Annotated in this window: 12 protein-coding genes; 7 read left to right on the forward strand and 5 right to left on the reverse strand. The window is 56.0% G+C overall.

Going from position 1 to position 19997, the window contains the following annotated elements; all coding sequences use genetic code 11:
- The first annotated feature begins 176 nt into the window (after positions 1-176).
- Positions 177-9143, forward strand: a complete 8967-nt coding sequence (locus AC3DKS_RS01145; RefSeq protein ID WP_272607178.1) for a PKD domain-containing protein — start codon at positions 177-179, stop codon at positions 9141-9143.
- Between the two features lie 130 nt (positions 9144-9273).
- On the opposite strand, the gene AC3DKS_RS01150 is transcribed toward AC3DKS_RS01145, so the two are convergent.
- A complete protein-coding gene (locus AC3DKS_RS01150) occupies positions 9274-10014 on the reverse strand; it encodes a tyrosine-protein phosphatase (RefSeq protein ID WP_015754662.1) in 741 nt (246 codons plus the stop codon).
- A gap of 288 nt (positions 10015-10302) precedes the next feature.
- Between AC3DKS_RS01150 and proC the strand changes: the two genes are divergently transcribed.
- Genes proC through AC3DKS_RS01165 form a run of 3 tightly spaced genes read left to right on the forward strand, consistent with a single transcriptional unit; the run spans position 10303 to position 13126 of the window.
- On the forward strand, positions 10303-11151 hold the full coding sequence (gene proC, locus AC3DKS_RS01155) for a pyrroline-5-carboxylate reductase (RefSeq protein WP_272607433.1): 849 nt from the start codon (positions 10303-10305) through the stop codon (positions 11149-11151).
- On the forward strand, positions 11148-11924 hold the full coding sequence (gene proB / locus AC3DKS_RS01160) for a glutamate 5-kinase (RefSeq protein ID WP_015754664.1): 777 nt from the start codon (positions 11148-11150) through the stop codon (positions 11922-11924). Before proC ends, proB begins: the two co-directional genes overlap by 4 nt.
- A 2-nt stretch (positions 11925-11926) precedes the next feature.
- Positions 11927-13126 (forward strand): glutamate-5-semialdehyde dehydrogenase, encoded by a 1200-nt coding sequence (locus tag AC3DKS_RS01165; protein ID WP_272607179.1) that lies wholly within the window; start codon positions 11927-11929, stop codon positions 13124-13126.
- A gap of 156 nt (positions 13127-13282) precedes the next feature.
- On the opposite strand, the gene ppdK is transcribed toward AC3DKS_RS01165, so the two are convergent.
- Positions 13283-16012 (reverse strand): pyruvate, phosphate dikinase, encoded by a 2730-nt coding sequence (gene ppdK / locus AC3DKS_RS01170; protein WP_272607180.1) that lies wholly within the window; start codon positions 16010-16012, stop codon positions 13283-13285.
- A gap of 323 nt (positions 16013-16335) precedes the next feature.
- Between ppdK and AC3DKS_RS01175 the strand changes: the two genes are divergently transcribed.
- From AC3DKS_RS01175 to AC3DKS_RS01185, 3 genes are all read left to right on the forward strand, one after another.
- Positions 16336-16941: a YceI family protein gene (locus tag AC3DKS_RS01175; RefSeq protein WP_272607181.1), complete on the forward strand. Its 606-nt coding sequence runs from the start codon at positions 16336-16338 to the stop codon at positions 16939-16941.
- Between the two features lie 31 nt (positions 16942-16972).
- Positions 16973-18241 carry a hypothetical protein gene (locus AC3DKS_RS01180; protein ID WP_272607182.1) on the forward strand — a complete coding sequence of 423 codons (1269 nt, stop codon included), beginning with the start codon at positions 16973-16975 and terminating at the stop codon, positions 18239-18241.
- Between the two features lie 74 nt (positions 18242-18315).
- The gene (locus AC3DKS_RS01185) at positions 18316-18915 is read left to right on the forward strand and encodes a hypothetical protein (protein ID WP_272607183.1); all 600 of its coding nucleotides are present in this window, start codon (positions 18316-18318) and stop codon (positions 18913-18915) included.
- Between the two features lie 141 nt (positions 18916-19056).
- Here AC3DKS_RS01185 and AC3DKS_RS01190 read toward each other — a convergent pair whose 3' ends face one another.
- From AC3DKS_RS01190 to AC3DKS_RS01200, 3 genes are all read right to left on the reverse strand, one after another.
- Positions 19057-19233 (reverse strand): hypothetical protein, encoded by a 177-nt coding sequence (locus tag AC3DKS_RS01190; RefSeq protein ID WP_272607184.1) that lies wholly within the window; start codon positions 19231-19233, stop codon positions 19057-19059.
- A gap of 291 nt (positions 19234-19524) precedes the next feature.
- On the reverse strand, positions 19525-19650 hold the full coding sequence (locus tag AC3DKS_RS01195) for a hypothetical protein (RefSeq protein ID WP_015754671.1): 126 nt from the start codon (positions 19648-19650) through the stop codon (positions 19525-19527).
- Positions 19650-19886, reverse strand: a complete 237-nt coding sequence (locus tag AC3DKS_RS01200; RefSeq protein ID WP_015754672.1) for a type II toxin-antitoxin system ParD family antitoxin — start codon at positions 19884-19886, stop codon at positions 19650-19652. Before AC3DKS_RS01200 ends, AC3DKS_RS01195 begins: the two co-directional genes overlap by 1 nt.
- Between the last annotated feature and the right edge of the window lie 111 nt (positions 19887-19997).

A 19997-nucleotide genomic window follows, 5' to 3' on the forward strand; every position in this document is an offset into this window, starting at 1 on the left:
TTTGCAAAAAAAGCCGTATGTATTGGAGATTCAAGCTTTTTGCGAATCGATCCGTGGTCATTTAACGAAGATCAAAACCGCTTAGTCGAATATCAACGCGGCCTTTACCCATTACGCGATTGTCGGGTTATATTTGGTTGATTGGGCAAAAAATTGCAATGAATTAGCTCCTTACTATGAAAAACTACTTATCGGCCCCAAAATCCACGCTTTCCGGAATCCTGGTATTGTTGGCAGTAACCCTTATGCCCTTTGCACTTTCCGGGCAGATTAACTTTGGCCAGAGCCAGCTGGATTACAACGGTTTTGCCATTAACAGCGTTACTTCCATGCAATACGGCCCGGACGGCCGCTTGTATATTGCGGAATACCCGGGAACCATCAAAATTGCCACCATCAACAAGGTTGCCGCCAACCAGTACGAGATTGCGGACCTGGAAATCCTCACGGGTGTCAAAGATATTGTAAACCACGACGATGACGGCGGGCCCTGCAGCGGCACAGCCAATGCCTGTACGAGCCGGGAAACCACCGGCCTCACCGTGGGCGGGACCTCTGCCAACCCGGTTATCTACGTTTCTTCCAGCGATTTCCGGATCGGGGCCGGGACCGGAGGGGGGAACGGGGATGTGGACCTGGATACCAATTCCGGGATCATCACCCGGATGACCTGGAACGGTAACAGCTGGGACGTGGTAGACCTAGTCCGCGGCCTGCCGCGATCCGAAGAAAACCACGCCACCAATGGCCTGGAGCTGGTAAACATTTCCGGGACCAATTACCTGCTGGTGGCCCAGGGCGGCCATACCAACGGGGGCTCGCCTTCCATCAATTTTGTCCTTACCGGGGAATATGCCCTGGCCGCGGCCATCCTGGCCATCGACCTGGACCAGCTCAACGCACTCCCCACCCTGACGGATGGAGACGGCCGCGATTATATCTACGACCTGCCCACCCTGGACGATCCGACGCGCCCGAATGCGAACGGTATAACCGACCCGGATACCCCGGGTTATGACGGCGTGGATGTTGGCGACCCATTTGGGGGCAACGACGGCCTGAACCAGGCGATCCTGGAAGCTAACGGCCCTGTACAGATTTTTTCCCCGGGCTACCGGAATTCCTACGACCTGGTGGTTACCGAGAGCGGAGCGGTTTACGTAACCGACAACGGACCCAACGGGGGATGGGGAGGCCTGCCCGAAAATGAAGGGACAGCTTCAGTGACGAATAACTACGTACCCGGGGAACCCGGCAGCAATTCCGCGGCCCCCGACGGGGAATTCATCAACAACGAGGACCACCTGGTGCTGATTACCACGGACATCCAGAATTATACGTTCAATTCATATTACGGGGGGCATCCGAACCCCACGCGTGCCAACCCTGCAGGTGCCGGGATTTATACCGCCCCGAATCCTTCCTCTACCGCTGGTGCTGTATGGCGCACCCTGACGTACGACCCGGACATGTCGCGGCCCAATTCCACAAATGACCCGAATATTGCCCTGCCGGCCAACTGGGACCTGGTGGCCCCAGCAGCCAACCCGGTGGAAGGCGATTACCGCGGGCCGGGGATTGTCAACCCGGAAGGTCCGGATGACGACCTGATCACTATTTGGCCCACCAACACGAACGGGATCGACGAATACACCGCTTCCAATTTCGGCGGCGCCATGCAGGGGAACCTGCTGGCCAGTTCCAATACGGGTACCGTCCGGCGGGTGGAGCTCGACGGCAGCGGGCAATTACAAACGCTGACCGTTAATTTCTTTAGCGGGCTGACGAATTCACAGGCCCTGGGCATTACGTGTAATTCCGATACGGACCCGTTCCCGGGAACGGTTTGGATTGGCAACCTGGCCGGGACCATTTTCGTCTTCGAGCCCAACGACGCGGTAAACTGTATCGACCCTTCAGACCCTTCCTACGACCCGAATGCGGATTACGACGCGGACGGTTATACAAACCAGGACGAAGAAGACAACGGCACGGACCCGTGTAACGGCGGATCCCAGCCTTCGGATTTTGACCAGGTTGCCGGGGCGCCCTTTGTCTCCGACCTGAACGACCCGGATGACGACGCGGACGGCATTGCCGACGCCGACGACCCCTTCCAACTCGGGGATCCCTTAACCGGTGGCAGCGATGCCTTTACGATACCTATCGAGAATGGCCTGTTTAACGACCAACAGGGCCTTGGAGGTATTTTCGGCCTGGGGATGACCGGTCTGATGAACAACGGGGACACCGGTGCCAACTGGCTGGACTGGCTGGACCGCGTAAATGACCCGAACGACCCGAACCCCAATGACGTCCTCGGCGGCGCTCCCGGGTTGATGACGTCCCACATGACGGCCGGTACGGCCAATGGGGTTGCCAACAACCAGGACAAGGGCTACCAGTACGGCGTACAGGTAGACCAGAACACCGGGCAGTTTACCGTGTCCGGGCGGATGGTCAACTTTGACGGGGCGCTGCAGCTCTACGGAAATACAGCAGCCGTGGGGGGCGAATTGGGCTATTTCATCGGCGATGGGACGCAGAGCAATTTTATCAAACTCGTGCTGACCACGGACGGCGTATTGGCCTCCCAGGAAATCGATGACGCGGTAGTGGGTACGCCTCTGCAGGCAACGATCCCCGTGGGGAATCGCCCTTCGGCTGAATTTTTCTTCTATTTCATTGTGGACCCGGCTACCGGGGAGGTGGAACTGGAATACGCTATTGAACAGGGCCCACGGGTTTCCCTGGGAAGCATTACCGCCCAGGGGAGTATCCTCACGGCCCTCCAGCAAAGCAGCCAGGACCTGGCTGTGGGCTTTATCGGCACCTCGAACACCTCGGGTGTGGAGTTGGAAGGAACCTGGGATTTCCTCAATGTGAAAAGCAACGTCCCGGTGGTAGCCCTCGCACTCGAAGACCTGACGCGCATTGTCAACTCCCTGGACGAGGACATTGCCCTGGAGAATTACTTCGACGACGACATGGGGCCGGAGAACCTGACCTATACGGTCGAAAACAATACAAACCCCGGCATCGGGGCGCAGATAAATGGGTCTACCCTGACGATTTCCTATCCGGGGACCCCGCAAACTACCTCGCTGACCATCCGCGCCACAGACGGGGACGGTAATTTTGTGGAGCAGGGCTTTGACGTGACGGTCACCGATGGCCCGATTGTGCTGTACCGGGTAAATACCGGGGGGCCGGAACTGGCATCCATCGACGGGGATATCAACTGGGAAGCCGATACGCTTGCCGAACCTTCCCAATACCTGACCCTCGGAGGCTCCAACAAGGTACAGGCCTACGGCGTCAACAGCTTTACGCCCGAGGTGAACCTGGCGACGACCCCTGAAGAAATTTACGATTCGGAACGCTACGATTCCCAGCAAGGCCCGCCGAATATGACCTATTCCTTCCCGGTTTCCCCGGCAGGGCTCTACGAAGTGCGTATCTATGTGGGCAACGGCTGGACCGGCACGGAAAACCCGGGCGAACGGATTTTCGACATTACCCTGGAGGGTACGGTCTATCCGCTCACCAGCGACATCGACCTCTCCGGTACCTACGGACACCAGGTGGGGGCGGTCCTCACGCATGTCATCCCGGTGGATGACGGCTTTCTGGACGTCGCTTTCCTGCACGACGTGATTGAAAACCCGTTGGTAAACGGAATTGAGATCCTCGATGTGGCAGACGACGATACCCCGCTCTATGTGTTTCCGATTGCAGACCAGACGAGCATTATCGGAGAGCAGCTCACCGGGAGCCTGGGCGTTCAGGCCCTGGGCGGGGACGGCAATTTCAGTTACTCGGCCTCCAACCTGCCCCCGGGGCTCAGTATCGAGCCTACCAACGGGCAGATTGGCGGCACCGTGCAGGCTGGGGCAGACGCCGGCAGCCCGTACAACGTGAGCATCACCGTCGACGACAGTGACGGGTCTCCCGCGGATGCCGTTACCATCAACTTCCAGTGGGAAATCATCAACCCGACTACCTGGCGGATCAACGCCGGGGGCGAGGAGGTGACTGCCACCGATGACGGCACGAATTGGCGGTATAACGGGGCCTCTGGCGCCTATACCGGCGGTATTTACAGCGTGAATACGGGTGTGGCGCTGGAATCCGGCCTGGAATTCAGCCAGCGGGATGCTTCCATCCCTGCGTATATCGACGAGACAGTCTACGAATCCCTTTTTGCTACGGAGCGCTACGACGCCCCGACGGCACCCGAAATGGAATACCAGGTGCCCCTGGAGAATGGGGACTATATTCTCAAGGTGTACGTAGGGAACTTTTTCAACGGCACGGATGAGGTAGGCGAACGCGTCTTCGACATCAACGTGGAAGGGGTGCTTGTGGAGGATGATTTTGACCCGGTGGCGGCCTTTGGGCACCTCTCCGGCGGGGCATTGTCCTATCCGGTAACCGTGGCCGACGGGGTTATGAACATCCAGTTTATCCACCAGGTGGAGAACCCCGTGCTGAACGCCATCGAAATCATATCCGTGGATACCGGGAACCCGGATTTGGTGCTGGACCCCATTGCCGACCAGTCCGATGACCCGGGGACTTCGGTTTCCCTTACGGCCAGTGCTTCCGGGGGGGATCCCGGGGAAGCCGTAACCTATTACATCACCGGACAACCGGACGGCCTGGACATCGACCCTTCCACGGGGGAAATCTCCGGTACGATTTCCAGCCAGGCATCCATTGGTGGGCCCAACAACAACGGGGTGCACCTGGTCACCGTAACGGCCACCAAGCCGGGATCTGCCCCGGCCACGCAGAATTTTGCCTGGACCATTTCCCAATCCTGGATTGAAAAGAACGAAAACCAGAATTATACGGCCCGGCACGAAAACTCCTTTGTTCAGGCCGGGGACAAGTTCTATTTAATGGGTGGTCGCGAGAGTGCACAAACCGTGGATATTTACGACTACACCACAGATACCTGGGAATCCCTGGCTGGTTCCGCCCCCTTTGAATTCAACCATTTCCAGGCGGTAACGTATCAGGGGCTCATTTGGGTGATTGGCGCATTCCAGACAAATGCGTATCCGAATGAAATCCCTGCTGAATTTATCTGGATGTTCGACCCGGCCGACCAGGTCTGGATCCAGGGGCCCGAAGTTCCCGTCGGGCGCCGCAGGGGATCGGCCGGACTGGTGGTTTACAACGATAAGTTTTATGTGGTTGGCGGTAATACGGACGGGCACGACGGCGGTTTTGTACCGTGGTTTGACGAATTCGACCCGGCTACGGGCCAGTGGACAACCCTGGCCAATGCCCCGAATGCGCGCGACCACTTCCACGCCGTTCTGATCGGGAATTCGCTCTATGTATCCGGTGGCCGGCAATCCGATGCGGGAACGGGCAATGTTTTTGCACCCACTATCCCTGAAATCGACGTATACGATTTTACTTCGGGGACCTGGAGCAGCCTGCCTGCCGGGCAGAATATCCCAACCGAGCGCGCAGGTGCGGCTTCTGTGAACTACAACGGCCGCCTGCTGGTTATCGGAGGGGAAACGGAAACTCCCGGCGCATCCCTGGCCGTCACCGAGGAATACGACCCGCAGTCCAATACCTGGCGGACCCTCGGCCCATTGAATAACCCGCGACACGGGACCCAGGCAATTGTCTCCGGCAACGGCATCTTTATCGCGGCCGGGTCGCCGGTGCGGGGCGGGGGCAACCAGAAGAACATGGAGTACCTTGGGGTAGATGCCCCGGTGGGCTCCCCAAGCGTGGCGAGTACGCTGGAAACCCCCGATGGTATCCAGATTGCCGACGGGGCAACAGAGTCCTTTGATATTACCCTCTCCGGGGGAAATGTGGGGGTATATGTCACCTCGATGGACCTGAGCGGGCCAAACGCAGGGGATTTTGTGATCACTGCCGGGGAACTGAGTGATCAATTGCTCAACGCGAACAGCACCTATTCGGTATCTGTTCAGCTCACGGGTACGGGCCCCAACCGCAGTGCCACGCTGACCATCAATTACGGCAATGGCCAGTCCCAGGAGATCATCCTTTCCAATGACAACCTCGCGCCGGACGTCACCAATCCCGGCGACCAGTTTAACAATGAAGGGGACAACGTCAGTTTGCAGATCGAGGCGTCGGACGCCAGTGAAAACCTGGCTTACAGCGCTTCAAACCTGCCGCCGAACCTCACCATCAACCCGACCACCGGATTGATTACGGGCGTACTGGCTTCCGGTTCGGGCAGCGTTTTCCAGGAGGATAGCGGCCTGGTGGTTATCGAGGCAGAATCCACGGATATTGTTCCCGACTGGGCTACAACAACTACGGGCGGTGCAGTTGGCGTCATCGCAGGTACCAACCACCTGAACAATCAGAACGGGGGTACGCTCACCTACGAGATAGCCATCAACACGCCCGGCGTCTACCGCTTTAACTGGCGGAATTTCTTCAGCGGCTCGATACCGACGGACGAGAACGACAACTGGCTCCGATTCCCGAATTCCAATGGAGTTTGGTTTTTCGGCTACAAGGGGACTCCTGCCAGTGAGGCGGCCCTGATCGCCGAGCTCGAAGGGGCCCAGAACAACATTGTCTTCCCGGTGGGAAGCGGCCGGGAATCGGCCTCCACGCTTCCGGAAGGCGCTTCCGGCAATGGTTTCCTGAAGGTCTATCGCGCTGGCGGAACCTCGGAAGTCTATGACTGGCAGGCCAAGACCAGCGACAACGACGCCCACGATGTATACGTCCGCTTTGAAAATGCGGGCACCTATACCATGGAAATATCCGAGCGGTCCGCGGGGCACGCCATCGACCGCATAGCGCTCTATAAAGTGGACGGCCCTGCCTATACGGATTCCCAGCTCACCAATGCGCCGGAGTCCGAAGTAACCCCGGGGAACGGGGCGGCGGCAAACAGCCCGTACAGCGTCCAGGTAGCGGTTACCGACGACGGCAACCCGGCCCTGGATACGACCGTCGACTTCCAGTGGATTGTCGGCGACGGGACCAACGAGCCGCCGGTGGCCCTGGCAGAAGCCTCGCCGCTTTCCGGTCAGGCACCCCTGCAGGTGCAGTTCACCGGGGAAAATTCCACCGATGATAGCGCCATAACAGCCTATGCCTGGGATTTCCAGGACGGGGAAACCTCCATTGAGACCAACCCGCTGCATACCTTTACCGATCCGGGCACCTATGTGGTGGAGCTTACGGTAACCGACGATGCCGGCTTCCAGGATACCGATACGGTTACCATCACGGTCAACGCCGTTACCAACCAGCCGCCTACCGCGGTGGCAGCAGCTACGCCCCAGAGCGGGATTGCCCCCCTGGAGGTGCTGTTCGACGGGTCGGGATCCTCGGACGACGTGGGGATTGTAAGCTACTTCTGGGATTTCCAGGACGGAAGCACCTCCGACCAGGAAGTTGCGGAACATACCTTTACAGCGGCCGGGGACTACAATGTAACACTCACCGTTACGGATTCGCAGGGCGAGGAGGATACCGATACCATCACCATTTCGGTAACGGGCAATACGGCCCCCGTGGCAGTCGCCGAGGCGACCCCGGTAAGTGGGGATGCCCCCCTGGTGGTTGATTTCACAGGGAGCAATTCCACGGACGACGGCACCATTGTGTCCTATGCATGGGATTTCCAGGACGGGGGCACCTCCAACCTGGCCGACCCGCAGTACACATTTACAACGCCCGGGGAGTATATCGTTTCCCTTACGGTAACCGACGATGGCGGACTGACCGGGACCGATACGATCACCATCACGGTATCGGATCCGAACCAGGCGCCGGTAGCGGTGGCCGAAGCCACGCCCACTAACGGGGAAGCGCCCCTGGTGGTGGATTTCACCGGGAGCAATTCCACGGATGACGGCACGATTGTATCCTATGCCTGGGATTTCCAGGACGGGGGCACCTCCGACCAGGCGGATCCGCAATATACGTTTGCGGCTGCCGGCAACTACGACGTAACCCTCACCGTTACGGACGATGGCGGGTTGACGGATACCGACACGATCACTATCGTGGTTACCGACCCGTCGGGCAACGAGCCCCCGGTAGCGCTGGCGGAAGCCACACCGGTGAGCGGTATCGTACCCCTGGAGGTATCCTTTACGGGTAGTAATTCCACAGATGACGGTACGATAGTGACCTATGCATGGGATTTCCAGGACGGGGGAACCTCCGACCAGGCAGACCCTGTTTACACCTTTAATACGCCCGGGGAATATGTTGTTTCCCTGACGGTAACCGATGACGAAGGCCTGACGGATACGGATACCATACTGATCGAAGTTCAGGATTCCGACGTGGACCCGATAGTCGATGCTGGGGAGGACGTAACCCTGACCCTGCCGGAGGATACGGTGGTCCTGACCGGGACGGCCTCCGACCCGGACGGGGGCGATATCGTTTCCTACGAGTGGGTGTTTGACGGCCCGGGGTCGCCGACGCTCTCCGGGGAGAATACGGCCCAGCTTACGGTTTCCGGGCTTGTGGAAGGCACCTATATTTTCACCCTGACCGTGATAGACGACGACGGCCAGACCGCGTCTGATTCGGTGGTGGTTACCGTACTGTCCGGAAACGGCAATCCGGTGGCCGTGGCAGAAGCCACGCCGGAGAGCGGCACGGCCCCGCTGGATGTGAGTTTCACCGGCAGCAATTCCACGGACGATGGGACGATTGTAAGTTACAGTTGGGATTTCGGGGATGGCAATACCTCGGACGAAGCGGATCCGCAGCACACCTATACGAGTCCGGGTACCTATCAGGTGAGCCTCACGGTCACCGACGATTCGGGCCTTACCGATACGGCTACCCTAACCATTGTAGTTTCCGAAGAAGCGGCTTCCATGGTGGTCAGTGTCCTGAACCCTGCGGTTGTCTACGGCGGGAACGGGGTTAAAAGCGCCGTGATCCAGATTTTGAATATGCCGGATGACACCGAACTCTTCGGGATCCGCGTCTTTGACTATAGCGGCAGGCTGATGTTGTCCTACCTGGCAAGGGACTATACCTTTAGCCCGGTTGAGTTTGCCGTTCCGGTGGAGGGGCTTCCCAGCGGGGTATACTACATCCAGCTGGAATTTACCCAGGGAGATAATATCGGACTTAAATTGATGGTGGACTAACGGAAAGACCGTCCGATCTGCAATTTATAAGTAAGACAGCAAACCCGCCGGGAGGCGGGTTTTGTTTTCTGAGGGTTTCAACCGGCGGGGAGGCACTAAAAATGCCGGCTTTGCCTACTTCTTCGGAGCCTCAATAAAAACTGCCGATAGTATGTTGTATGGCGGTTTCGAGTTTTACCAGGTGCTTCGGTCTCAGGGTGATTTCTTTGACGGCATCGAGTTGGCGCAGGTTGTGCACATCGGATCCCAGAAAATTGATCAGGTCGGACTCCAGGAGTTCGTAGGCAACCTTTTGCACTTCCGGCCCGTAATAATTCCCCAGGCTCAGCATATTGAGCTGCATCAGGATGCCCTGCTCGGCGTACTTCCGGTATTTTCCCCTTTTCTGGTGCAGGAACTGGTAGCGCTCCGGGTGGGCAAGGATGGGCGTCAGGCCGCGTTTGGCAATTTCCACGATGCAACGGTCAAAGTTCAGGGGAGGTTGGAGGAACGACATCTCCACCAGCAGGTAGCCTTTGCGGAATTTCAGATAGCCCCCGCTTTCGAGCAACTCCTCAAAAGAATCGTCTACCATGTGCTCGGCCGCCGGCTCCACGGCCACCTGGTTCATGCGCTGGTCCATCAGGGCATCCATCAGCTGGTCGTGTGCCTCGTGGATGGTTTTTCGGGTATTCGGGTAGAGCGGCTGGAGGATATGGGGGGTGGCGATGAACCGGTGGACCCCCAGTTCGCCAAATGCACGCACCAGTTCCACGGACGCGTCCAGGTCCGCCGCCCCATCGTCGATACCAGGCAGGATGTGGTTGTGGATATCCACAAAGTTCTCCAGCTGATCGACCAGGTAACGCTTTTTTTCAAAAAATTGGAACATGCCTGTAGCTTGGGGCAAAAATAGTGTTTCTCACCGGGAGGAGGGTACACTCCGTCGAATTTACAAAAAGACGGCCTTCTGCCTCCGCCGGGATTTGCGGAAGTATCCTGTAAAGGCCGGACCCGTCAGTATTGAAGGCCCGGTCAGCGAGCGAGGGCCCGGTCAGGGAGCATTTCAAATGTTAAGGAATCCTTAAAGAAAATCTCACCAGCTCGCCCAAATGTTATATTATGTTACAATTCCGCTATTTCTCCCCCTGGATTTGCTTAAGACTAGGAGATTGTTATAATACAACATTGTAGAAACAATAACTTTCAAAACCTAGGAATGAAGATACTGGTTATTGGAGCCGGTAACATGGGGCTGACATACGCTCAGGCCATGGCCAAATCCAAAATTCTCAAAAAGCGCAACATCATGATCCTCGACAGCGCCGAGGACAAAGTGGAACAACTCAACAAAATGGCGCATTTTGACGCCTTTGAAAAACTCGAGGACTGCGTGCCCCAGGCCGATATGATTTTTGTGGCCGTCAAACCGCACCACAGCAAAAGCCTGTTCGAGGACATGGCGGGTCTGACCACCAAGGGCCAGATCATTATTTCCATCATGGCCGGGGTATCCATCGACTTTATCCGTAAGGCTACCGGGCTAAAGAAAATCGTCCGGGCTATGCCAAACCTCCCCGCCCAGGTAGGGAAGGGGCTAACCTCTTATATCGCCTCGGATGAGGTTTCGCGGATCGAAAGCCTGACCATCGAGGACTTGCTGAACACCACCGGGAAGTCCATCCTGGTGAGCAAGGAGAAATACATCGACGCCTCCACCGGAATTTCCGGGAGCGGGCCGGCCTATGTGTTCTATTTTATGCAGAGCATGATGGAAGCCGCCCTGCAAATGGGATTCTCCGCCAACGACTCCAAGGTCCTGGTCAGCCAGACCTTCGAAGGGGCCATCGAGCTCTTCAACCAGTCCGACCTGACACCGGACGGCTGGATGAAGAAGGTGGCATCCAAAGGCGGGACAACGCAGGCCGCCCTGGATTCCATGGAAGACAACAAACTCAATGAATTGATAAAAGAAGCGGCCTTTGCGGCTTTTAACCGCGCCGTTGAACTGGGAGAAGCACACGTATGAAATACAAACAGCGAATAGTCGTAAAAGTAGGGACGAACGTCATGACCAACCGGGACAACCGGATCGTCCGCCCGGTCCTGCGCAACTTGGTATCCCAGGTAGCCGAACTGTACGAACGGGATATCATTACCACCCTGGTTTCCTCCGGTTCCGTCATTGCGGGGCGGGAAGTCCTGGGAAAATCCAAAATCAAGGACAAGACCCAGCGCCGCCAGGTTTATTCGGCCATCGGGCAGCCGCGGATGATGCGGTTGTATTACAACATCTTCCACGATTACGGGATGAAATGTGCCCAGGTGTTGCCCACCAAACGCGATTTCAACCCGGGAATCCACCGGGAGAATATGATCAACTGTTACGAAGGGCTGATGTCCGAAGGGGTGATCCCGATTGCCAATGAAGACGATGCCGTGTCGGTGACCATGTCTATGTTCTCGGACAACGATGAGCTCGCCGGGCTGGTGGCCCAGCTCCTGAACGTGGATAAACTGATCCTGCTGACGGATACGGACGGCTTGTATACAGGCCACCCGGATGATGCCGGCACGGAGCTGATCAGCCATGTATCCGTGGATGACGATGTAGACCAGTTTATCAAGGAGAACGGCAAGGGTGAAGCGGAAGGCCGCGGCGGCATGGGCTCCAAGCTGGATTTCGCCCAGAAAACCGCTGCCAAGAATATCCCGACATTCATTGCCAACGGCAAGAAGCCGAATGTCATCCTGGATATTATGGACGGTAAAAATGTAGGAACCAAAATCACAATGAATTAAGCATGCAATTATTAGATACTACTCATAAAAACAACGTATTAAAATCCATGATGCGCATCCTGGAAGAGGATCGCGAAGCATTGCTGGAGGCCAATAAAAAGGACCTGGACGCCTTTGACCGGGACGACCAGGCCCTCTATGACCGCCTGGTCATGGATTCTGCCAAGATCGACGGCATGATCCGCTCGGTGGGGGAGGTCCTGGAGCAGGATGATCCCGTGAACCGGGAAATCAGCCGGCGTACTGTATCGGACGGGCTGGAGGTCATCAACCGGACGGCGCCATTCGGCACGATCCTGATTATCTATGAATCCCGTCCGGATGTAACCGTCGAAGCCGCGGTACTTGCATTCAAGTCCAACAACAAGATCCTGCTCAAGGGCGGGAAGGAGGCCTACCACAGCAACGTGGCCCTGGTGGCTTGCTGGCACAAGGCGCTGGAGGAAAACGACTTGTCTGCAGACTGGATCCGCATGCTGAAGCTCGACCGGTTGGCCACCCGGGAATTCCTGATGAACCCGCCGGAACCGATCGACCTGATCGTGCCCCGGGGCGGGGAGCGGCTCATCGCCTTTGTCAAGGAGCACGCTACCTGTGCCGTGCTGGTCAGCGGCCGGGGGAACAACTTCCTGTATGTTGCAGAAGATGCCGATTGGGACCAGAGCCTCAAGGTGATCCTCAATGCAAAGACGGACAAGATTTCCGCCTGCAATGCACTGGATAAAATCCTGATCAGTTCGAAACTTCCCGATTACGAGGACAAACTCAAGCAACTGCGGAAGGTGCTCAAGGCGCATTCCGTCAGTATCCTCGTCTCGGATCGGGTAGGGACCATCCTGCCGGAAGAGGAAGTGATCCAGGACGATTCGGTTTGGTACCAGGAATTCCTGGCGCTCAAATGCAGTATCGGCCTGGTGGACTCCACAGAGGATGCCATAGCGGCCATCAACAAGTATTCGGGAGGGCACTCCGCCAGCATCATGACCCGGGATGACCGTAAGGCGGAAGCCTTTATGCAGCAGGTAGACAGCGCTGCTGTTTACCGGAACGCCTCCACGCGGTTTACGGACGGGGGGCAAATGGGCGTGGGTGCCGAACTCGCCATCAGTACGGATAAGCTGCACCACCGGGGGCCCCTGGGGCTCAACGAGCTGGTTACCAACAAATACTACGTATACGGAGACGGACACGTCCGCGTATAAGCCCTTACCCTGCCGGAGACTATTCCGGGGATGGGGGTGTGGTAGTACATTCAAAAAGCCCCGGCCTGTTTTCAGGCCGGGGCTTTTCGCTTCCAAGAATTGCCTCACAACGGTACGGAATAACGCAGGCGCCTCGCCGTTTTAAATATTCCGGGTTTAATCCCGGAGAACTGCCTGGGCGGCTGCAACCCGGGCGATGGGTACCCGGAAGGGCGAACAGCTCACGTAATCCAGGCCGGTGCGGTGGCAGAATTCCACCGAGGTGGGTTCCCCCCCGTGTTCCCCGCAAATGCCCGTTTTAATACCGGGACGGCCCCGGCGCCCGAGTTCGGTTCCCATCCGGACCAACTGGCCCACGCCTTCCTGGTCGAGTTTCTCGAAGGGATCCGCCGGCAGGATGCCTTTTTCCAGGTAAATCGGCAGGAATTTCCCCGAGTCGTCCCGGGAATACCCAAAGGTCATTTGGGTCAGGTCATTGGTCCCGAAGGAAAAGAAATCCGCGTGTTCGGCAATTTTGTCCGCCAGCAGGGCCGCCCTGGGGACCTCCACCATGGTGCCTACGGAGTATTCCACAGAATTTTCGCGCTGTCTGAAAACTTCAGCGGCCGTACGGTCGATGATGGCTTTCTGCTGGACAAATTCCTCTACGGTACCTACAAGGGGGACCATGATTTCCGGACGGGTTGTAATCCCCTCCTTTTTAAGCGTCAGGGCGGCTTCCAGGATGGCCCGCGTTTGCATTTCCGTTATTTCCGGATAGGTATTCCCAAGCCGGCACCCGCGGTGTCCGAGCATCGGGTTGAATTCCTCCAGTTCGGCCACTTTGGACTTGACCGCATCCAGCGAGATATGCAGGTCCTCGGCCAGTTCCTTTTGGGTGGCTAACTGGTGGGGGACAAATTCATGCAGGGGCGGATCCAGGAGCCGGATGGTCACCGGCAGGCCTTCCATGGCCCGGAAAATCCCCTCAAAATCCTTTTGCTGCATGGGCAAGAGCTCTTTAAGTGCCTGCCTGCGCCCTTTAACCGTATCGGCCAGGATCATTTCCCGCATCGCCTTGATGCGGTCTACTTCAAAGAACATGTGCTCCGTCCGGGCCAGGCCAATTCCGCGGGCGCCAAAATTCCGGGCCACCCGGGCATCTGCCGGGTTGTCTGCATTGGCGCGTACCTTCATGCGTGCAAAACCATCCGCCAGCTCCATCAATTCGGCGAATTCGCCGCTGAGTTCGGGCTCCCGGGTAGCTACTTTGCCTTCCAGGATGTTCCCCGTGGTCCCGTTGATGGAAATCCAGTCGCCTTCGTGGTATTCGTGATCGCCCACCCGGAGGATGCGGTTGTTGTAGTCGATTTTCAGGGCGCCGGCCCCGGACACACAGCACTTGCCCATGCCTCGTGCCACAACGGCTGCATGGGAGGTCATCCCGCCCCGGGCCGTGACGAACCCCCTGGCCTGGTGCATCCCCTCGAGGTCTTCCGGGGAAGTTTCCACCCGGACCAGGATACTGTTTTTAAATTTCCCGGCTTCGTCGGCAAAGAAAACGATCTGGCCGGTTGCCGCACCCGGGGAGGCGGGAAGCCCCTGTGCAATGATATGGGCCTCTTTGATGGCAGCAGGGTCAAAAACCGGGTGCAGGAGTTCCTCCAGCTTGGCCGGGTCGATGCGCAACAGGGCCGTTTCCCTGTCTATGCTTCCCTCGCGCAGCATATCCATGGCAATTTTGACCATGGCCGAACCGGTTCGCTTCCCGTTGCGGGTCTGCAGGATCCAGAGCTTGCCCTGCTGGATGGTGAACTCCATATCCTGCATATCCAGGTAATGCGCTTCCAGTTTCTGCTGGTATTCAAACAATTCCTTATAGATGTCCGGCATGAGTTCCTCCAGAGAAGGGAAATTTTCGCGACGTTCGGCTTCCGTTATCTGGGCCAGTGCGGCCCATTGTTCCGACCCGTGCCGCGTAATTTGCTGTGGGGTACGGACGCCGGCCACCACATCTTCTCCCTGGGCATTGATCAGGTACTCCCCGTTGAACTTGTTTTGGCCTGTGCCCGCATCCCGGGTAAAGCAGACCCCGGTCCCGGAATCCGTGCCCATATTCCCGTATACCATGGCCTGGACGTTGACGGCCGTCCCCCAGTGTTCGGGGTAGCCGTTCATTTTCCGGTAGTAGACCGCCCGGTCGCCGTTCCAACTGTTGAATACGGCAAAAACCGCCCCCCATAGCTGTGCCCATGGATCTGCCGGGAACTCTTTCCCGGTGCGTTTGCGGACGATATCCTTAAAATCATACACCAGGTCTTTCAGGTCCTGGACGGTGAATTCCGTATCATGGCGGATATTGCGTTTGTCCTTCAGGTGGTCGATAATTTCCTCAAAGGGGTCCAGGTCCTGTTTCGTTTCGGGTTTGAGGCCCATGACCACGCCGCTGTACATCTGGATAAACCTGCGGTACGAATCCCAGGCAAAACGCTCATTCCCCGTTTTACTGATGATGCCTTCCAGGGAGTGTTCATTGAGGCCGAGGTTCAGCACGGTATCCATCATACCGGGCATGGACACGCGGGCCCCGGACCGCACGGACAGCAGCAACGGGTTTTGCGGGTCCCCGAATGTCGTTCCCATTGTTTGTTCGATAGCGCTGATAGCCTCTTTGACTTCCGTTTCTATTTTTTTAAGGACGGCGCCCTTTCCTTTTTGGGAATATAGGGTGCATACCTCTGTGGTGATCGTGAATCCCGGGGGCACCGGAATACCGATCCGGCTCATTTCGGCCAGGTTGGCGCCCTTGCCGCCGAGCAGGTTTTTCATTTCCCTGGTTCCGTCTGCCCGCTTATCGCCATAGCGGTAGACGCTCAATTCTTTCTGGGTAGCTGTGAGTGTTTTCATAGAACTGTACTTTGCTTGCCGTGTATTTGGTCACGGTACAGAGGTAAAGGTAGGGGCACCCCACCTGGCAGAATATGATAAACATCAGCCGGAAGGAATCCGCGGGCCATGCGGATACCCCCTGGGAATTTACAGTTCACCGATACCGGGTACAGCCTGACTTCCGGGCCAAAACCGGGTGGAAAAATGAGGTGAAATTTAATTTTTATAAAAAAAAGCAAGTATAAAACGCACATTTACAATGGGATACACTCATACTTGATAATTATCAGGTTTTAGGCTGAATTCCTGTCGGAAATTTGTTCCGAAAAACAAAAGCAGCCATGATTACACACCACCACCTCAAGCGATCTCATCGTTTTTTATGGATATCAATCGCCATCCTGGTCCTTTCCGGAACCCCGGCAATCGCCCAGGAGTTCAGCCTCACAAACGGTACAGACGACCTGCTCGTTACCGGGACCTCCACCCTGCACGACTGGGAAATTACCGTTGAAGGGAAATCCGGGACCCTGGCCCTGGATACCTCCGGGGAGTTACCGGCCCTGCAGCGACTGAACCTGCAGATTGTGGCAGAAAGCCTCAAGAGCGGAAAGGGAAGTATGGACAAAAACACCTATAACGCCCTGAATACGGGCAACTTCAAAGACATCCTTTTCCGGATGAAGGAAGTGCGTTCGCTGGAACCCGTACAGTCTCCCGGAAAGCAATACAAAGCATTACTGGGCGGCACACTGACAATAGCAGGGCAGTCGCGGGAGATCGACCTGGAATGCGTCCTGACCATCGAAACGGGACGGGTGTTATTAAAGGGAAGCGAACCCCTGCGGATGACCGACTTCGGCATTGAACCGCCAAAAGCCTTACTGGGAACAATCAAAACGGGTGACGAGATCGAGATTCATTTCAATACGGTCTGGACCCGATAAACGCAATACTCACAATTAAAACCACAATCAGATGAAAACGTTCACGCATTATTCATTATTAGCATTTATGCTTCTGTTCAGCCTGTCTGCCTGGACGCAAAACAACAGGCAGCTGGATAATTTCCGGTCTCCGGACAAAGACGGCATCAACGTCTTTGAAGCCCCAAAGGACACCATCCTGACATTCGACGGGTTAAAGGTCCGCGTAGGAGGCTCTTCCACACTGCAGTTCCAGGCGCTCAACCACGAGAATTCCGGCGCAGTGGAACTCATTGAGATCGGAGACAACTTCAACCTGGCAACCGCTAACCTGGATCTGGACGTGGCACTGGCCAAAGGGGTCCGCATGCACTTGCGTACCTACCTGTCTTCACGCCACCACCCGGAACCCTACGTCAAAGGCGGGTATTTCCAGATCGACAACCTGGACTTTATCAGCCCCGGGCTCCTGGAGGAAGCCATGAAACACCTGACGCTTAAAGTCGGGCATATGGAAAACAATTACGGGGATGCACACTTCCGCCGGAGCGACAACTCCCAGGCCATCTACAACCCCTTTGTCGGCAACCTGATTATGGACGCCTTTACCACCGAGGTAGGCGCCGAAGTCTACTACCGTTGCAACAGTGGGTGGTTCGGTATGTTCGGCGTATCCAACGGCAAACTGAACCAGGCCGTTACCAACCCCGGGGCCACCGGCCTTTCCGTCCTCGGTAAGGTGGGGTATGACAAGCAGATCACGGACGATTTCCGCTTCCGCCTGACAGGGTCTGTCTATACAACGGGCAAATCCGGACGGGTCTATCTCTATAGTGCAGACCGTACAGGGTCCCGCTATTACCTGGTTATGGAAGACGTGGATGCCTCGGCAACCAGCAACTTCCGCTCCGGTCGTTACGACCCGGGGATGCGCAATGAGATTACCGCTTTCATGTTCAACCCCTTCCTGAAATACAAGGGACTTGAATTCTTCGGCACCGTTGAACTGGCAAGCGGCAAGGCGGAAGCCGAGCCGGACACCCGCTCAGCCACCCAGATTGCCGGGGAATTGCTCTACCGTTTTGGCCGCAATGAGAACTTCTATGTGGGTACCCGTTACAACACGGTCAGCAGCGACGACCCCTCTGGAGCGGATATCAACATCGACCGGTTCCAGTTGGGCGCAGGGGCGTTCCTGACCAAGAACATCCTCACAAAACTGGAGTATGTAAACCAGCAGTACGACGGTTTTGACACGACCAGCATTTTCAATGAAGGTGCATTTAAAGGGGTGATGTTGGAGGCAGTGATTAGTTTCTAATACCATTTTTATGGGAAGCCCCGGGGTGTTGGAGGATTTACAACTACCCCGGGGTTTATAAATTTTACCGCACCATGGTTACATTTTCAACATTCGTCGCAAAAACAACGGTATTCGCAGTAATTGCGGCTTTCCTGTTATTCATCGGGGACGAGGACAGTGAAACCACGGTTCATATCCACCCGGAAAGCGAAGTTGTTATTGCGGGAACCACCAATGTGAATTCCTTTGACTGCAGCTATATCCTGGAAGATAAATCCGACCCCCTTCACGTAGTCTACGAAACGAAGGATGGAAAATTCCTCTTCAGCAAAGCGGAACTGTTCCTGCAAAATTCAGGTTTTGATTGCGGCGGCCGGGGCATTAACCGGGACTTTCAGGAACTCTTGAAAACAGAGGACCACCCCAGGGTATTATTGGAGTTGTTATATGCGGAGGTACCCGAGAAACCGTCCGACGTCATCCGGGCGGGGCTTCGTATTACCCTGGCTGGGGTCTCCAGGGAGTTCGAGACGGAACTTATCTGCGATATGAACCCGAACCTTTGTATCTATGGAAACTTTGTGATGCACCTGAGCGACTTTGACCTGGAGGCACCCCGCAAAGCGCTGGGGATTATACAGGTAGACGATCAGGTTGAAGTACAGCTTAACATTAAGTTGCGGCCCTATTAAACGGGATGTACAGGTATTTCCGGTGCCCGGGATGAGGCGCCAAACTCAAAAAGCCCCGGCCAAATACTGGCCGGGGCTTTTAGCTTCGGATCAACATGCTCGTTCCCGAAGCGCTGATTAACTGTAAACACCCGGATATTTTCATATCGGTCCTTCCGAGAAAAAGAACAACAGGAAGTAAACGGCGGTGAGCAGGGACAGGGTTACGGTTGCCAGGAACAACCAGGTTATGATTTCCGACTTTTCGAATGCGCCCCCGGGGCTGCCGGGATAGCACCTTTTCAGGAACCTGCTGAGGGAAATTACGAAGTGGACCATGCTGGGGGTGATTTTCGATTTGAAGTGAAGGTACGCTCTTGATGACCCATTCCATGCTACATATGTAGCCGAATGTGCAATAAATGTAACAGGGAGGGTGCAGGTGAGCCGGCTGGGCAGTTGGGTCAGTGCCACGCTATCCGATTAGGGGATAGGTCGACGGGGGTTACACCCCACCCGTCTGATAAAGGAGCGAAACAGCGAATTATTCCGGTTTTCGATAATTCTACAGGAAATTGGGTAAATCCCTGGTTCCATGTAGGACCCGGACAATATAAACAGCGTCTTTCCTTATTTGATTAAATATCGAATGGCCGGATTAAAGGAATGTTCCTCCTCCGTATAATCGAAGATTTCACTGATGTCCTGATCGGCTGTCTGGGAGAGTATGTAGTTGCGGTTGGTTTTGGCTGTCATCAGGCCGACTTCCCGGTTTTTCCTTTAGATTCGATTATATCCTGCACGGAACGGGAGCTTGGGCCGCTGTCGATACCTTTTTCAATTTCTGCCCGAAGATCCGCAACTACCTTATCCCGGTAGATTTGATGCAGGCGCAGGGCATCCCGGATAACTTCGCTGTTGTTCTGGTATTCTCCGGAGGCTACTTGCCTGGAGATATACTCTTCCTGTTTTTTGGTAAAACTGATGTTCATGATATCGCACTTTATTCAGGCTAAAGCCACGCATTATGTCCAAAATTAGCAAATATGGATATTTTATGATCTATACCCCAAATCCTTACCCCAACTTTCGCTCACGGCGCC

It is taken from the genome of Robiginitalea sp., assembly GCF_982776155.1.

Coding starts and splice junctions, on each gene's coding strand:
- AC3DKS_RS01165 (WP_272607179.1), top strand. CDS start 11,927: ATGCAATTATTAGATACTACTCATAAAAACAACGTATTAAAATCCATG.
- AC3DKS_RS01195 (WP_015754671.1), bottom strand. CDS start 19,650: ATGACAGCCAAAACCAACCGCAACTACATACTCTCCCAGACAGCCGAT.
- AC3DKS_RS01175 (WP_272607181.1), top strand. CDS start 16,336: ATGATTACACACCACCACCTCAAGCGATCTCATCGTTTTTTATGGATA.
- proB (WP_015754664.1), top strand. CDS start 11,148: ATGAAATACAAACAGCGAATAGTCGTAAAAGTAGGGACGAACGTCATG.
- AC3DKS_RS01150 (WP_015754662.1), bottom strand. CDS start 10,014: ATGTTCCAATTTTTTGAAAAAAAGCGTTACCTGGTCGATCAGCTGGAG.
- AC3DKS_RS01145 (WP_272607178.1), top strand. CDS start 177: ATGAAAAACTACTTATCGGCCCCAAAATCCACGCTTTCCGGAATCCTG.
- AC3DKS_RS01185 (WP_272607183.1), top strand. CDS start 18,316: ATGGTTACATTTTCAACATTCGTCGCAAAAACAACGGTATTCGCAGTA.
- AC3DKS_RS01200 (WP_015754672.1), bottom strand. CDS start 19,886: ATGAACATCAGTTTTACCAAAAAACAGGAAGAGTATATCTCCAGGCAA.
- ppdK (WP_272607180.1), bottom strand. CDS start 16,012: ATGAAAACACTCACAGCTACCCAGAAAGAATTGAGCGTCTACCGCTAT.
- AC3DKS_RS01180 (WP_272607182.1), top strand. CDS start 16,973: ATGAAAACGTTCACGCATTATTCATTATTAGCATTTATGCTTCTGTTC.
- AC3DKS_RS01190 (WP_272607184.1), bottom strand. CDS start 19,233: ATGGTCCACTTCGTAATTTCCCTCAGCAGGTTCCTGAAAAGGTGCTAT.